Here is a 14,772-nt window from a genome sequence, read left to right as displayed (position 1 = left end):
AGATGTGTATAAGATACATCTCCAGGGTGTCGAGTTGGGTGGCGAGCTGCTCGCGGGCGGCCTCGCCGTCGGCGTTCAGGCCGGTCACGTTGAACACGTCCCACTGGCGCAGCACCGGCATCAGCACCTCGTCACGGTGCTGGCGCAGGTCGTAGATGCCGGCCAGGGCGATCGCCACCGACTTGCGGGCGAAACCGTCGATGCCGTTGCCCGGCATCTGGAAGTCGGCCACCACGTCGGCGACGGCCCGCATGGCCTGGCTCGGGGCCAGCTCGAACGCGGCGGCGAGCAGGTTGCGGTAGAAGACCATGTGCAGGTTCTCGTCGGCGGCCACCCGGGCCAGCAGCGCCTCGCAGGTGGGGTCGCCGGTGGCCCTGCCGGTGTTGCGGTGCGAGATCCGGGTGGCCAGCTCCTGGAACGAGACGTACGCCAGTGAGTGCAGCACCTCGTCGTCGTGCACGTTGACGTAGCCGGCGGACATGTGCGTCATCCGGGCGCGCTCCAGCGCCACCGGGTCGACCGCCCGGCTCACCGTCAGGTAGTCGCGGATCGCCGTGCCGTGCCGGCCCTCCTCCGCGGTCCACCGGTGCACCCAGGTGCCCCACGCGCCGTCCCGGCCGAACAGGGTGGCGATCTCGTGGTGGTACGAGGGCAGATTGTCCTCGGTCAGCAGGTTGACGATCAGCGCCGTGCGGGCCACGTCGGGGATGGTGGAGTCGGTCGGCGACCACGCCTCGCCGCCGAGCGGCCCGTCGAAGGTACGCCCCTCGCTCCACGGCACGTACTCGTGCGGGAACCACTCCTTGGCGAGCGAGAGGTGGCGGTCGAGGTTGCGCGCGACCACCGGCTCCAGCTCGACAAGCAGTGCGGTCTGACTCAGTGTGGTGCTCACGGTCACGAGAAACTCCCTACGGTGGCGTAACTTACGCTACCGTAGGTCCCCGCGGCCGTACGCGCCAGTCGTGACACTCATCCGACCGCCGGCTTCAGGTCCTGGCGGGGCGGCATCCACTCCCCCGCGCTGGCCGTGACCTGCTCGCCCGAGCGGATGTCCTTCACCTCGTCCGCCGCGCCGTCGGCGCCCGGGAACCAGACGTACGGGATGCCGCGCCGCTCGGCGTAGCGGATCTGCTTGCCGAACTTCGCCGCGCTCGGCGACACCTCGGTCGGCACGCCGCGCCGCCGCAGCGCCTCGGCCACCCGGTTGCTGGCGGTACGCCGCTCCTCGCTGGTCACCGCGACCAGCACGGCGGTCGGCACCTCGCGGGAGACCGACAGCTCGCCCGCGCCGAAGAGCAGGCCGAGCAGCCGGGTCACGCCGATCGAGATGCCCACCCCGGGGTACGAGGTGGCGCCGGCGCTGGCCAGGTTGTCGTACCGGCCGCCGGAGCAGATCGAGCCGAACCGCTCGTAGCCGCGCAGCTGGGTCTCGTAGACCGTGCCGGTGTAGTAGTCCAGCCCGCGGGCGATGCGCAGGTCCGCCACGCAGAGACCCGGCGAGTGCTCGGCCGCGGTCTCCACCACCCGGACCAGCTCCTCGATGCCCTCGCTGAGCAGCGGGTCGTCGACCCCGAGCGCCCGCACGGCGTCGGCGAACGAGGCGTCCGGCGCGGAGATCTCGGCCAGCGCCAGGCACGCCTTGGCCTGCGCCTCGCTCGCGCCGGCCGTCTGCGCCAGCAGCTCGGCCACCTTCACCGGGCCGATCTTGTCGAGCTTGTCCACCGCGCGCAGCGCCGCCTCCGGGTCGGTCAGCCCGATGCCCCGGTAGAAGCCCTCGCAGATCTTGCGGTTGTTGACCTGGATCGTCACCGGCGGGATCGGCAGCGCGCGCAGCGCGTCCCCGATCACCAGCGGCATCTCCGCCTCGTGGTGCGGTGCCAGGGTGTCCCGGTCGACGATGTCGATGTCGGCCTGGACGAACTCCCGGTAGCGCCCCTCCTGCGGCCGCTCCCCCCGCCACACCTTCTGGATCTGGTAGCGGCGGAAGGGAAAGGCCAACTTGCCGGCGTTCTCCAGCACATACCGGGCGAACGGCACGGTGAGGTCGAAGTGCAGGCCGAGCTGGTCGTCGCCGCCCGCGCCCTCGGCGTCGGCGTGCAACCGCCGGATCACGTAGACCTCCTTCGAGGTCTCACCCTTGCGCAGCAGCTGGTCGAGGGGCTCCACCGCGCGGGTCTCCAGCGGGGCGAAGCCGTACAGCTCGAAGGTGGCCCGGATCCGGTCGAGCACGAACTGCTCGATCATCCGCTGGCCGGGGGTCCACTCCGGGAAGCCGGAGATGGGCGTGGGCTTGCTCATCGCAGTACTCCTTGCGGTCCCGCGTCGCGGCGCGGTGCTGTCGTGGGTCCGCGCGCGGCGCGGAGGAGATCTAGAGGCCCCGGGTGGGCGCGGCAGGCCGACTGCCGCCGGCCTGCGCCACCTCGATCAGGTACGGGTTGCTGGCGCGCTCGCGGCCGATGGTGGTGCTGGGGCCGTGGCCGGGCAGCACGACGGTGTCGTCGGCCAGCGGGAGGATCTTGTCGCGCAGGCTGGTGAGCATCGCCGGCATGCTGCCGCCGGGCAGGTCGGTGCGGCCGATCGACCCGGCGAAGAGCACGTCGCCGGAGAGGCACAGCTCGTCGGCCTCCCAGCCCGAGCCGGCGCCGGGCAGCCGGAACAGCACCGACCCGCCGGTATGGCCCGGGGCATGGTCGACGGCGATCTCCAGGCCGGCCAGCGTGAGGGTGGCGCCGTCGGTCAGCTCCGCCACGTCCTCCGGCTCGGTGTAGGTCAGCCGGCCGCCGAAGAGCGACCTCAGGTCGGTCGAGAGGCCCTTGGACGGGTCGGCCAGCATCTCCCGGTCGCCGGGGTGGACGTACGCGGTGATGCCGCGGGCGCCGCAGACCGGCGCGACCGAGAAGGTGTGGTCGAGGTGGCCGTGGGTGAGCAGCACGGCGGCCGGATGCAGGCGGTGCTCGGCGAGCAGGGCGTCGAGCTGGTCGAGCACCCCGATGCCGGGGTCGACCACCACGCACTGCTCCCCCGGCGCGGTGGCCACCACGTAGCAGTTGGTGCCGAAGGCGTCCGCGGGAAAGCCGGCCACGAGCACGGGCGCTTGTCCTTCCGTCGAGCTGTCGTCCTGCCCAGCAGCCTAACCGGCGGGGCGAGGGACTTTGCCGCGTCCGTCCCTCCCGCCCCGCCGGGCACAGTGACATCGCCCGATAAGGGCTGCTGACGGCGGGGTGGACCTCGTACACCACATTCCCAGTCGCTAGCCGTACACTCTGGCGGGCGTGTGGCGCGGCACACGTGACGCCCGGACGGGCCGGGACGCCCGGCCGCCGGCGACGACAAGGCAGAGGAAGGGGAGCACGGGTGGCTTCCAGCAGGGACCGGCAGCGCAAACTGGCGCGGGCCAAGCTCGACCGGCAGTTGGCCCGTCGGGCCGCCACCGTGCGGCGCCGTCGGCAGATCCAGGCCGGCGTCGGCGCCGTCCTGGTCCTCGCGCTGATCGTGGCCGGCTCGGCCTGGGCGCTCGGGGCGTTCGACTCCGACCCGAAGCAGAACACGGCCGCCGAGGACACCTGCCTCTGGACGCCGCAGGACGCGACGGCCAACACCAACCTCAAGGACGCCGGCACGCCGGAGACCAAGGGCCTGCCCACCGACGGCACCCGGGCGATGACCGTGACCACCAACCAGGGCGCGCCGATCACCGTCGAACTGAACCTGACCAACTCCCCGTGCGCCGCGGCGAGCATCAGCCACCTGGCGAGCCGGTCGTTCTACGACAACACCAAGTGCCACGAGATCACCGCCGACGGCGCGCTGCGCTGCGGCGACCCCAGTGGCACCGGCCTCGGCGGGCCGACCTACTCGTTCTACGACGAGGACGTGCCGACCGTGCCGTCGGCCTCGCCGTCGGCCACCCCGGCGCCCGGCCAGCCGCCCACGTACCCGAAGGGGACCGTGGCGATGATCTCCAACCCGCCGGGCAGCAACGGCAGCCAGTTCCTGATCTTCTTCAAGGACCTCACCACCACCGACCCGAAGTACCCGGTGATCGGCCGGGTGACCGGCGGGCTGGACGTGGTGGAGAAGATCGGTGCCCTGCCGACCGTGGACAATGGGACGGGGGCCAAGGTCAAGCCCAAGACCGACGTGGTGATCCAGAGCCTCACCGTTGGTGAGCCCGTCACCGCCGCGGCACCGTCGCCGTCGGCCTCCGGCGCCCCGGCCAGCAGCCCGAGCGCCGGCTGACCCGACCGCCCCACCCCACCCGAGCGGCACCCGAAGCAGACAGCCAGGAGGATCCAGGCGTGACGTCCACCAGAGAGCGGCAGCGCGCGGCGGCACGCGCCCGACTCGAGAAGGAGATGGCCGAGCGCACGGCCAGGGCCCGCAAGCGCCGGCAGACGCAGGCGATCATCGGCGCGGCCGCCGCGCTGGTGCTCGTGGTCGCCGGCACCGTCTGGCTCGCGATGAGCCTCGGCGGCGACGACGACAAGCCCGAGACCGCCGCCCAGGCGCCCGGCGCGTCCGAGTGCGTCTACAACCAGCTGCCCGCCGACCAGCGGAGCCCGCAGATCAAGGACGTCGGGCTGCCGGGCAACGAGCAGTCCGCCACCGGTGTGCAGACCATGACGATCACCACGAACCTCGGCCCGATCACGGCCAAGGTCGACCGGTCGCTGGTGCCGTGCACCGCCGGCAGCTTCACCTACCTCGCGGAGAAGAACTTCTTCGACAACACCAAGTGCCACCGCCTGGTGACCGAAGGCATCAAGGTGCTGCAGTGCGGTGACCCGAGCGCCACCGGCAAGGGCTGGCGGGACACCGACGGCACCGGCGGCCCGGCGTACAAGCTGCCCGAGGAGAACCTGCCCACCGACAAGCGTCCGCCGTACCCGGAGGGCGTCATCGCGATGGCCAACTCGGGCCAGCCCGGCAGCACCGGCAGCCAGTTCTTCATCGTCTACGGCGACTCGCCGCTGGACGCCACGTACACGGTGCTCGGCACCGTCACCGGCGGCCTGGACATCGTCAAGGACGTGGCCAAGGCCGGCGACGACGGGGCGTTCGCCCAGCAGGCGGGTGGCGGCCACCCGAAGAAGGAGGTCGTCATCAACGACCTCACGATGGGCAACCCGCAGGGCTGACGACCGACAACACGACGAAGCGCCCGCCGGCTGAACCGGCGGGCGCTTCCGTGTGTCAGGCCCCGGCGGAGTACGCCGGGCGGGGCGGGATCAGGCGCCGGAGGTGACCCGGTAGGCGTCGAAGACGCCGTCCACCTTGCGGACCGTGGCCAGCAGGTGGCCCAGGTGCTTCGGGTCGGCCATCTCGAAGCTGAACCGGCTCACGGCCACCCGGTCGCGGGTGGTGGTGACGGTGGCGGACAGGATGTTGACCCGCTCGTCGGAGAGCACCCGGGTGACGTCGGCCAGCAGCTTGTGCCGGTCGAGGGCCTCCACCTGGATGGCCACGAGGAACGTCGAGGCGGAGGTGAGCTTCCAGCTCACCTCGACCACGCGCTCGCTCTGCGCCCGCAGGTCCTCGGCGTTGGCGCAGTCGTCGCGGTGCACGCTGACCCCGCCGGAGCGGGTGACGAAGCCGAAGACCGAGTCCGGTGGAACCGGGGTGCAGCAGCGGGCCAGCTTGATCCAGACGTCGCTGACGCCGCGGACCACCACGCCGGGGTCGCTGCTGCTCTGCCGGCTGCGGGGCGGCCGGGTGGCGACGGCGGTCTCGGCGATGTCCTCCGCCGCGCCCTCCTCGCCGCCGTACGCGGCCATCAGCTTCTGCACCACCGACTGCGCGGAGACCTGGCTGTCGCCGACCGCCGCGTAGAGCGAGGCCACGTCTGCCAGGTGCAGGTCGCGGGCGATCGACATCAGCGCGTCGGACGTGAGCATCCGCTGCAACGGCATGCCCTGCTTGCGCATCGCCTTGACGATCGCGTCCTTGCCGGCCTCGATCGCCTCCTCGCGCCGCTCCTTGTTGAAGTACTGGCGGATCTTGGTGCGGGCGCGGGGGCTCTTGACGAAGCCCAGCCAGTCCTGCGTGGGGCCGGCCGTCTCGGACTTCGACGTGAAGATCTCGATCACGTCGCCGTTGGACAGCGTCGACTCCAGCGGCACCAGCTTGCCGTTGACCCGCGCGCCGATGCACTTGTGACCGACCTCGGTGTGCACCGCGTACGCGAAGTCCACCGGCGTCGACCCGGTCGGCAGCGGGATGACGTCACCCTTCGGGGTGAAGACGTACACCTCCTGGCTGGACAGGTCGAAGCGCAGCGCGTCCAGGAACTCGCTCGGGTCGGCCGCCTCCCGCTGCCAGTCCAGCAGCTGCCGCAGCCAGGTCATCTCGTCGATGTGCGCCGGCGGGCCGACGATCTGGGTGCCCTTGTGCTCCTTGTACTTCCAGTGCGCGGCGATGCCGAACTCCGCGGTGCGGTGCATCGCGTAGGTGCGGATCTGCATCTCCACCGGCTTGCCCGTGGGCCCGATGACCGTCGTGTGCAACGACTGGTACATGTTGAACTTGGGCATCGCGATGTAGTCCTTGAAACGGCCCGGCACCGGCTGCCAGTTGGCGTGGATCACGCCCAGCGCCGCGTAGCAGTCCCGCACGGTGTCGACCAGGATCCGCACACCGACCAGGTCGTAGATGTCGTTGAAGTCGCGACCCCGCACGATCATCTTCTGGTAGATCGAGTAGAGGTGCTTCGGCCGGCCGGTCGTCTCCGCCTTGATCTTGGCGGCCTTGAGGTCCGCCTGCACCTTCTGCGTCACCTGCCGCAGCAGTGCCTCACGCTGCGGCTGGTGCTCCCCGATCAGCCGGTTGATCTCCTCGTACCGCTTCGGGAACAGCGTGCCGAAGGCGAGATCCTCCAGCTCCCACTTGATCGTGTTCATACCCAGCCGGTGGGCCAGCGGGGCCAGGATCTCCAGCGTCTCCTTGGCCTTCTGCTCCTGCTTGGGGCGGGGCAGGAAGGTCAGGGTGCGCATGTTGTGCAGCCGGTCGGCCAGCTTGATCACCAGCACCCGCGGGTCCTTGGCCATCGCCACGACCATCTTGCGGATCGTCTCGGCCTTGGCCGCGTCACCAAGCTTGACCTTGTCCAGCTTGGTGACGCCGTCGACCAGCAGGGCGACCTCGCCGCCGAAGTCGGCGCGCATCTGGTCGAGCGTGTACTCGGTGTCCTCGATGGTGTCGTGCAGCAGGGCGGCGACCAGGGTGGTGGTGTCCATACCCAGGTTGCCCAGGATGGTGGCCACCGCGAGCGGGTGGGTGATGTACGGGTCCCCGGACTTGCGGTACTGCCCGGAGTGCCACCGTGCGGCCGTGTCGAAGGCGCGTTGGAGCAACCGCGCGTCGGCCTTCGGGTGGTTTTCCCGGTGACTCGCGATGAGCGGCTCCAGCACCTCACTGACCTGCGAGGTCTGCCAGGGCGCGTTGAAGCGGGCCAACCGGGCCCGGACCCGCCGGCCGGTGGGCGCGTTGGACAGCCCGAACCCGCCGCCCGGCGTCGAATCGAGACCGGCGTCGGTCGGGAACGGGACCACGACCCCGTCGGCGCCGGGGGCCGCCTCGGCGGGCGAGGCGGCGGCGGTCGAACCCACCGCGCCCTCGGCAGGAGCCCTGTCGGAGCCGTTGCCGGCGCCCGTCACCCGGGCCGGCGCGTCGCCGGTCCGGTCGGTCACCGAGCCGTCAGCGTCGCCTGTCGGGTGCACCGTGCCCTCCGCCGGAGGGACGACATCGTGGGACACCGGCCTCCTCACCGCTCGCCGGAACACACCGGCCGTCCCTCGGCCGGCCTGGTCTCGCGCCGCCGGACGGCGTACCGCCGGCGTCAGCAAAGGGCAATGCTACCCGCACGGACGGTCCCCTGCCGCTCCGCCGGACGGTCGGCGCCGGGTCCGTCCGAAGGGCCGGGACTCAAACGGTCAGCAGGGCATGCACGGGACGCGGGGCCAGCCGCTGGCGGGCGCCGAGGAAGCCCAGCTCCAGCAGCACGGTGAAGCCGGTGACGGTTCCACCGGCCCGCTCGACCAGGTCCAGCGTCGCCTCGGCGGTGCCACCGGTGGCCAGCACGTCGTCGACCACCAGCACCCGGTGCCCGGCGGTGAACGCGTCCTCGTGCACCTCGAGGGTGGCCTCGCCGTACTCCAGCTCGTAGGAGACCGAGTGCGCCGGGCGGGGCAGCTTGCCGGCCTTGCGCACCGGCACCACGCCCACCCCGGCCGCGTACGCGAGGGCCGCCGCGACGACGAAGCCGCGCGCCTCGATGCCGACCACGACGTCGAAGCCGTCCCGCCCGTGGTACGCGACGATCCCGTCGATCACCTCGCGGAAGACCTTCCCGTCGGCGAAAAGCGGCATCAGATCCTTGAACAGGACGCCGGGCTTGGGGAAGTCGGGCACGTCCAGCACCCGGCTGGCCACCAACCGGGCGACCTCCGGGCCGCTGTCCCCGCGCGCGGTGCTGCTGTGGGTCTCCGTCACGGCTGTTCCGCTTCCCTTCCAACGACGACGGCGTCCGGCGATGCTGCTCGCACAGCATGCCGGACGCCGTTCGGGCGTTTCCTCCCGGGTCTGCCCCGGGTGCCGGTCAGCGCCGCTTGGCGCCACCCGGCCGGTTGCCGCCGCCACCGGGGCGACCGCCCCGGGCGCCGGTCGGCCGCTTACCCGCCGGACGGGCGCCCACCTTCGGGGCGGCGCCGGCCAGAGCGGCGGCGTCCGGGTCGATCGCGGCGTCGGCCCCGTCGGCCTGTGCCGGGCTCGGGGCGCCCTTCGGCGTCACCTCGCCACGGGACAGCGCACCGCGGCGGGCCAGCACCCGCTTGTTGTGCGCCTGGATCCGCGGGTCGTAGTTCTTGAGCAGCGCCAGCAGGGGCGTGGCCACCAGGATGGAGGTCAGGAACGCCACCGCCATACCGACGAACAGCACCAGGCCGAGGTCCTTCAGCGTGCCGGCGCCGAGCAGCCCGGCGCCGATGAAGAGCAGACCACCGACGGGCAGCAGGGCGACCACCGAGGTGTTCAGCGACCGCATCAGGCTCTGGTTGACGGCCAGGTTGGCCGCCTCGCTGTACGTCTGGTTGTTGTTGGCGGTGATGCCCCGCGTGTTCTCCTGCACCTTGTCGAAGACCACCACCACGTCGTAGAGCGCGAAGCCCAGGATCGTGAGGAAGCCGATGATCGTCGACGGGGTGACCTCGAAGCCGACCAGCGAGTAGATGCCGGCGGTGAGGATCAGGTTCATGAACAGCGAGGAGACGGCGGCGACCGCCATCCGCCACTCGAAGCGCAGGATCAGGTAGACCATCACCAGCGCGATGAAGATGACCAGACCGAGCACGGCCCGCTCGGTCACCTGGCTGCCCCACGCCTCGCTGACCTGGTTGCTGCTGATCTGGTTGATGTCGATGCCGAGATCCTCGGCGATCTGGGCCTTGACCGCGTTGGCCTGGTCGACCTCGAGCTGCGGCGTACGCAGCTCGTAGGAGTCGCCACCGGGGCCGCCGACCTTCTGCGCGGTGGCCACCTCGACGCCGGTGTTCTCGGTGGCGAGGGCCGAGTTGACCTCCCGCTCGGCGTCCTCCAGGGTGCCGACGCTGGCCGGCACCTGGAACGAGTTGCCGCCGGCGAACTCGATGCCGAGGCTGAAGCCGCGCAGCCCGAAGCTGAGGATCGCGATCAGGATCAGGACCCCGGCGACGCCGAACCAGAGCTTCCGCCGGCCGACGATGTTGAGACCGGCCTCGCCGTTGTAGAGGCGGCTCGCCAGACCGTTTTCAGCCATCTCAGGCCTCCTTGGCGCGCGGGTTGCGGGGCTGAGTCTGCTGGGTACGGGCCGGAAGCGCCCGGCCCAGACCGCTGACCCGCGGGGACAGGAACGCCCGGGTCCGGGCGAACATCGTCATGATCGGGTGCCGGAAGAGGAAGACCACGACCAGGTCCAGCACGGTGGCCAGGCCGAGGGCGAACGCGAAGCCCTTGACCGTGCCGACCGAGACCACGTAGAGCACCACCGCGGAGAGCAGGGTGATCGCGTTGGCCGAGATGATCGTCCGGCGGGCCCGCATCCAGGCGCGGGGCACCGCGCTGCGCGGGCTGCGCCCCTCCCGGATCTCGTCCTTCAGTCGTTCGAAGTAGATGACGAACGAGTCCGCCGCCACACCGAGCGAGACGATCATGCCGGCGATGCCGGCGAGGGTGAGCGTGAAGCCGATCTGCCGGCCGAGCACCACCAGCGCGCCGAAGACCAGCAACGCCGAGAGGATGAGGCTCAGGAAGATGACCGAGCCGAGCAGCCGGTAGTAGAAGAACGCGTAGATGATGACCAGCAGCATGCCGATGCCGGCGGCGAGCAGGCCGGCGCGCAGGTGGCTGGCGCCCAGGGTGGCGGTGACGTTCTGCGCCTCCTGCTGCTCGAAGGTCACCGGCAGCGCGCCGTAGCGCAGCTGGCCCGCGAGGGCGCTGGCGTCCTTCTGGGTGAAGTTGCCGGTGATCTGGGAGTTGCCCGTCAGCACGCCCTGGATCTCCGGCGAGGAGACGATCTCGTTGTCCAGCACGACGGCCACCCGGCACTTGCCGTCCTGACCCAGCGCGGCCGCGTCACAGGCCTGACCCTCGTTGTTGAAGGCCTCACGGGTCAGCGCCGTCCACTTGCCCTGGCCGTCGCCGGTGAAGTCCAGGCTGACGACCCAGGCGTTGGTCTGGTCGAGCACCGCGTCGGCGTCGCCCACGTCGGTGCCCAGCACCTTGGCCTGGTCGAGCAGGTACTTGGTGGCGCCGTCCTCGCAGGAGACCACCTGCTGCTTCGGGTCGGAGATCGACGCCGGCGGGCGCTTGTCGAGCTGCGCGCAGCCGATCGTCGGCACGTTGAACTGCATCTGCGCCGGCAGCACCGCGACCTCCTGCGGCGACAGCGTGCCGAACGGCTTGAGCTTCTCGGCCAGCGACGGGTCGGCGGTCAGGTCGGCCGGGGCCTGCAAGCCGCTGGCGGCCTGCCAGGCGGGGGCGCCGACCTTCTGCTCGACGGCCTTGCGCTGCTCCTCGATGCTGGCCGGCACCGGCTCCTCGCTGGCGCTCGGCGACGGCGCGGCGGCACTCGGCGAGGCCGATGCCGAGGGGGTCGGAGTGGCGCTGGCGCTGGGCGCCGGGGCCATCCCGCCCTGCCCGCCGCTGGGCGACGTGGTCACCTTCGGGGCGGCGCTGCCGGAGGGGCTCGGCGACGCGCTGCCGGACGGGGCCGGGGACGCGCTGCCCGACGGGGCCGGCGTGGCGGCCGGCGGCGGCGCGGCGACCGACCCGCTGCCGTCGGCGGCCTTGAGCACCTTGCGGAAGCGCAGCTCGGCGGCGCTGCCCACGTCGGTGAGATCCCGGTTCTCACCGGGCAGGGAGATGACGATGTTCCGGTTGCCCTCGGTGACCACCTCGGCCTCGGCCACGCCGAACGCGTTGACCCGGCTCTCGATGATCTGGCGGGCTTCCTCGAGGTTCTCCGCCGTCGGGGGCTTGCCGTCGACGCTGTTGGTCGCCTCCAGCGTCACCCGGGTGCCGCCGATGAGGTCCAGGCCGAGCCGGGGCTCGAGCCGGTCCTTCAGGCTGCCGCTGGCGCCGGAGAAGAACACCAAAAGATAAAGGACGACGAAGATGAACCCGAGCACGGCGAGCTGCCGCCCGGGGCGCATCTGTCCCTGAGGTGGTGCCACGGCTGTCGTGTCTCCCTGTACGGTCGCGCCGCTGCGCGCGGCGGCGGCGGGTGTCGGGCCGGGGGTTCCGGCCGACGGGTCTGACCTGGGCCGGCGAGGGTGCCGGCACGGTGGCCGGACGCGCCGGCGCGGGACGCCGACGGTCACGGGAACGTGCCGACGCCCGGCGTCGGCCCAACTATCCAGTTTTCACGTCACGTCCGCTGCCCCGTCGGGCGCGGTCCCCCACGGCGGCCGACCGACCGGCCGTACGCCGGACCGGCCATCCCCGGGAGGGAGGGTCACTCCTTGACGGTGTCCGCGTCCTCGGTGACCGGCTCGCTCGGCAGCTCCGCGCGGGTGACCACCCGGGCGATCGCCGGCCGTGCGTAGCGGGTCTGCACGCCCGGGGCGACCTCGAGCAGGACGGTGTCGTCCTCGATGCCGGTAACCGTGCCGTAGAGCCCGCCGATGGTCACGACCTCGTCGCCGGGGCCGAGGTTGGACTGCATCGACTCCGCCTCGCGACGGCGCTTCTGCTGGGGGCGGATCATCATGAAGTACATGACACCGAAGAGCAGGGCGATCATCAGGATCGGCGTGAAGCTGCCGGCCCCGCCGCCCGCTGCTGCGTAATGCACGGTTACTGACCTTCCCATTGGCCACCTGCCCGGCACGTGGGGTGCCGGAGCGGAGGCGGATTCTCACGTCCTGTACAGACCGCGGCGAAGTCTAATCCCTGCACCTGAGAACACCGAATGCGGTGCAGATCACGTTCACATCACGGCTGATCGGCATCCAACGAGAACAGATCGGGCGCCGATGGGACATCCAGCCCAAATGTACCATTCGGTGGAGTTCGGCCCAGATGCCGCCAAGCCCCCTCGGTCGCCACCCGGCCGCGCGGGGTACGGGCCAGCAGGCCGGCGCGGACCAGGAACGGCTCGCAGACCTCCTCCACCGTGTCCGGCTGCTCCCCCACCGCCACGGCGAGGGTGGACAGCCCCACCGGGCCACCACGGAACGAGTCGACCAGCGCGGTGAGCACCGCCCGGTCCAACCGGTCCAGGCCGAGCGCGTCCACGTCGTACACCGTCAGGGCGGCGCGGGCGGTGCCCAGGTCGACCACGCCGTCGGCCCGGACCTCCGCGTAGTCGCGCACCCGGCGCAGCAGCCGGTTGGCGATCCGCGGGGTGCCCCGGGACCGGCCGGCGATCTCGGCGGCGCCGTCGGCGGTGATCGGCACGCCGAGGATCCGCGCCGAGCGGTGCAGCAGCGTCTCCAGGTCCGCCGGCGCGTAGAAGTCCAGGTGCGCGACGAAACCGAACCGGTCCCGCATCGGGCCGGTCAGCAGGCCCGAGCGGGTGGTCGCGCCGACCAGGGTGAACGGCTCGACGTCCAGCGGGATGGCGGTGGCGCCCGGCCCCTTGCCGACCACCACGTCGACCCGGAAGTCCTCCATCGCGCTGTAGAGCAACTCCTCGGCCGGCCGGGCGATCCGGTGGATCTCGTCGATGAACAGCACGTCGCCCTCGGCGAGGCTGGTCAGGATCGCCGCGAGGTCGCCGGAGCGCTCGATCGCCGGGCCGCTGGTCACCCGGATGCCCGAGCCCAGCTCGGCGGCGACGATGTTGGCGAGGCTGGTCTTGCCCAGCCCGGGCGGGCCGGACAGCAGGATGTGATCCGGCGGCGAGCCGCGCCGCATCGCGCCCTGCAACAACAGGTCGAGCTGGTCGCGGACCCGGTCCTGCGCGATGAACTCCGCCAACCGCTTGGGCCGGACGGTGGCCTCCGCGTCCCGGTCCGCGTCACTGACGTACGCCGAGACGAGCCCGTCGGTCTCGCTCACAGTGCCCTCTTCGTTCGCGACTGCCCGGCCGGCGAACCCGGCTCACGCGCGCATTCCGGCTCGGCCGCATCCCGGGCGAGCCGCCCCGGAACGCGCGTCCTCGCGCTCATCGGGTGCGGCCCAGCAGTCGGATGGCCTGCCGGAGCAGGACGGGAACCGGCGGGGTCTCGCCGTCGACGGTCTCCGCGACCGCGGCCACCGCCTGGTCTGCCTGACCGGCCGTCCAGCCCAGCCCGATGAGCGCCTGGCGGACCTGCTCGGGCCAGGCGCCGCCGGTGACGCCGGCCGCGCCGTCGGCGCCGATCGGCACCGGGCCGATCCGGTCGCGCAGCTCCAGCACCAGTCGCTCGGCGCCCTTCTTGCCGATCCCGGGCACCCGGGTCAGCGCGGCGGTGTCGGCGTTGGCGATCGCCTTGCGCACCGCGTCCGGTGTGTGCACGGCCAGCACGGCCTGCGCCAGCCTCGGGCCGACCCCGCTGGCGGTCTGGAGCAGCTCGAACAACGCCTTCGCGTCGTCGTCGGCGAAGCCGTAGAGGGTGAGCGAGTCCTCCCGGACCACCAGGCTGGTGGCGAGGCGGGCGCTCTGGCCGACCCGCAGCTCGGCGAGCGTCCCGGGAGCGCAGTGCACGGCCAGGCCCACCCCGCCGACCTCGATCACGGCCTGGTCCGGACCCGTCGCGGTCACCGTGCCGCGCACGCTGGCGATCATCGTGCTCCTCCTCGTCGTGCCCGGTCGGCCGCCGCGGCCAGCTTGGAGCGGGTCCCGCCGCGCCACACGTGGCAGATGGCCAGGGCCAGCGCGTCGGCGGCGTCGGCCGGCTTCGGCGGCTCGGCCAGCCGCAGCAGCCGGGTCACCATGGCGGTGATCTGCGCCTTGTCGGCCTGACCGGAGCCGGTCACCGCCGCCTTCACCTCGCTCGGGGTGTACGTCTGCACCGGCAGGCCGGCGCGGGCGCCGGCCAGGACGGCGATGCCGCTGGCCTGCGCCGTCCCCATGACGGTGCGGACGTTGTGCTGGCTGAACACCCGCTCGACGGCGACACTCTCGGGCTGGTGCTTGGCGACCAGATCGGTCAGCGACCGGTCCAGGTGCAGCAGCCGCAGCGGCAGCTCGTCGGCGGGGTCGGTGTAGACCACGTAGTAGGCGATCAGGGTGCAGGGCCGGCCGGGCACGCCCTCGACCACGCCCACCCCGCACCGGGTCAGCCCCGGGTCGACACCGAGAACCCGCACGCCGCCCCC

The 14,772-nt window shown here is 71.9% G+C and carries 13 protein-coding genes; 2 read left to right on the top strand and 11 right to left on the bottom strand.

Translation table 11 applies throughout. The annotated features are described in order from the left end of the window. The 3 genes from DKT68_RS25325 to DKT68_RS25315 form a co-directional block, all read right to left on the bottom strand. Positions 1-898: acyl-ACP desaturase (locus DKT68_RS25325; protein ID WP_201749183.1), on the bottom strand; the 898-nt coding region annotated here is incomplete at its 3' end. 71 nt (positions 899-969) lie between these two features. Further along, positions 970-2,298 carry a histidine--tRNA ligase gene (gene hisS, locus DKT68_RS25320; protein WP_109819890.1) on the bottom strand — a complete coding sequence of 443 codons (1,329 nt, stop codon included), beginning with the start codon at positions 2,296-2,298 and terminating at the stop codon, positions 970-972. A gap of 70 nt (positions 2,299-2,368) precedes the next feature. Next, on the bottom strand, positions 2,369-3,088 hold the full coding sequence (locus DKT68_RS25315) for an MBL fold metallo-hydrolase (RefSeq protein ID WP_109819889.1): 720 nt from the start codon (positions 3,086-3,088) through the stop codon (positions 2,369-2,371). A 266-nt stretch (positions 3,089-3,354) separates the two neighbouring features. Here DKT68_RS25315 and DKT68_RS25310 point away from each other — a divergent pair, with 266 nt between their 5' ends. Continuing rightward, positions 3,355-4,239, top strand: a complete 885-nt coding sequence (locus DKT68_RS25310; RefSeq protein ID WP_109819888.1) for a peptidylprolyl isomerase — start codon at positions 3,355-3,357, stop codon at positions 4,237-4,239. Positions 4,240-4,298: 59 nt separating this feature from the next. Continuing rightward, entirely contained in the window at positions 4,299-5,138 is an 840-nt protein-coding gene (locus tag DKT68_RS25305) for a peptidylprolyl isomerase (protein ID WP_109819887.1), read from the top strand. Positions 5,139-5,228: 90 nt separating this feature from the next. On the opposite strand, the gene DKT68_RS25300 is transcribed toward DKT68_RS25305, so the two are convergent. From DKT68_RS25300 to ruvC, 8 genes are all read right to left on the bottom strand, one after another. Beyond that, positions 5,229-7,751: a RelA/SpoT family protein gene (locus DKT68_RS25300; protein ID WP_109819886.1), complete on the bottom strand. Its 2,523-nt coding sequence runs from the start codon at positions 7,749-7,751 to the stop codon at positions 5,229-5,231. A gap of 169 nt (positions 7,752-7,920) precedes the next feature. Then, entirely contained in the window at positions 7,921-8,487 is a 567-nt protein-coding gene (locus DKT68_RS25295) for an adenine phosphoribosyltransferase (RefSeq protein WP_109819885.1), read from the bottom strand. Between the two features lie 106 nt (positions 8,488-8,593). Continuing rightward, positions 8,594-9,787: a protein translocase subunit SecF gene (gene secF, locus DKT68_RS25290; protein WP_109819884.1), complete on the bottom strand. Its 1,194-nt coding sequence runs from the start codon at positions 9,785-9,787 to the stop codon at positions 8,594-8,596. A gap of 1 nt (position 9,788) precedes the next feature. Beyond that, positions 9,789-11,702, bottom strand: a complete 1,914-nt coding sequence (gene secD / locus DKT68_RS25285; protein ID WP_201749182.1) for a protein translocase subunit SecD — start codon at positions 11,700-11,702, stop codon at positions 9,789-9,791. Positions 11,703-11,983: 281 nt separating this feature from the next. After that, the gene (gene yajC, locus DKT68_RS25280; protein ID WP_109819882.1) at positions 11,984-12,340 is read right to left on the bottom strand and encodes a preprotein translocase subunit YajC; all 357 of its coding nucleotides are present in this window, start codon (positions 12,338-12,340) and stop codon (positions 11,984-11,986) included. A 122-nt stretch (positions 12,341-12,462) separates the two neighbouring features. Then, complete coding sequence (ruvB, locus tag DKT68_RS25275; RefSeq protein WP_109819881.1) at positions 12,463-13,530, bottom strand: Holliday junction branch migration DNA helicase RuvB; 1,068 nt, start codon at positions 13,528-13,530, stop codon at positions 12,463-12,465. 106 nt (positions 13,531-13,636) lie between these two features. After that, positions 13,637-14,239, bottom strand: coding sequence for a Holliday junction branch migration protein RuvA (gene ruvA / locus DKT68_RS25270; protein WP_109819880.1), 603 nt, complete (start codon positions 14,237-14,239; stop codon positions 13,637-13,639). Then, positions 14,236-14,763 carry a crossover junction endodeoxyribonuclease RuvC gene (ruvC, locus tag DKT68_RS25265; protein ID WP_109819891.1) on the bottom strand — a complete coding sequence of 176 codons (528 nt, stop codon included), beginning with the start codon at positions 14,761-14,763 and terminating at the stop codon, positions 14,236-14,238. The genes ruvA and ruvC overlap by 4 nt, the downstream gene beginning before the upstream one ends. Positions 14,764-14,772 lie beyond the last annotated feature (9 nt).

The sequence above is a fragment of the Micromonospora acroterricola genome (assembly GCF_003172955.1).
GTDB classification, from domain to species: domain Bacteria; phylum Actinomycetota; class Actinomycetes; order Mycobacteriales; family Micromonosporaceae; genus Micromonospora; species Micromonospora acroterricola.
This window is presented reverse-complemented; position numbering and strand designations above follow the sequence as displayed.

Bases quoted from the DNA above. Each gene is read 5' to 3' on its own strand.
- yajC (WP_109819882.1), bottom strand. From the start codon at position 12,340: ATGGGAAGGTCAGTAACCGTGCATTACGCAGCAGCGGGCGGCGGGGCC.
- secF (WP_109819884.1), bottom strand. From the start codon at position 9,787: ATGGCTGAAAACGGTCTGGCGAGCCGCCTCTACAACGGCGAGGCCGGT.
- hisS (WP_109819890.1), bottom strand. From the start codon at position 2,298: ATGAGCAAGCCCACGCCCATCTCCGGCTTCCCGGAGTGGACCCCCGGC.
- ruvA (WP_109819880.1), bottom strand. From the start codon at position 14,239: ATGATCGCCAGCGTGCGCGGCACGGTGACCGCGACGGGTCCGGACCAG.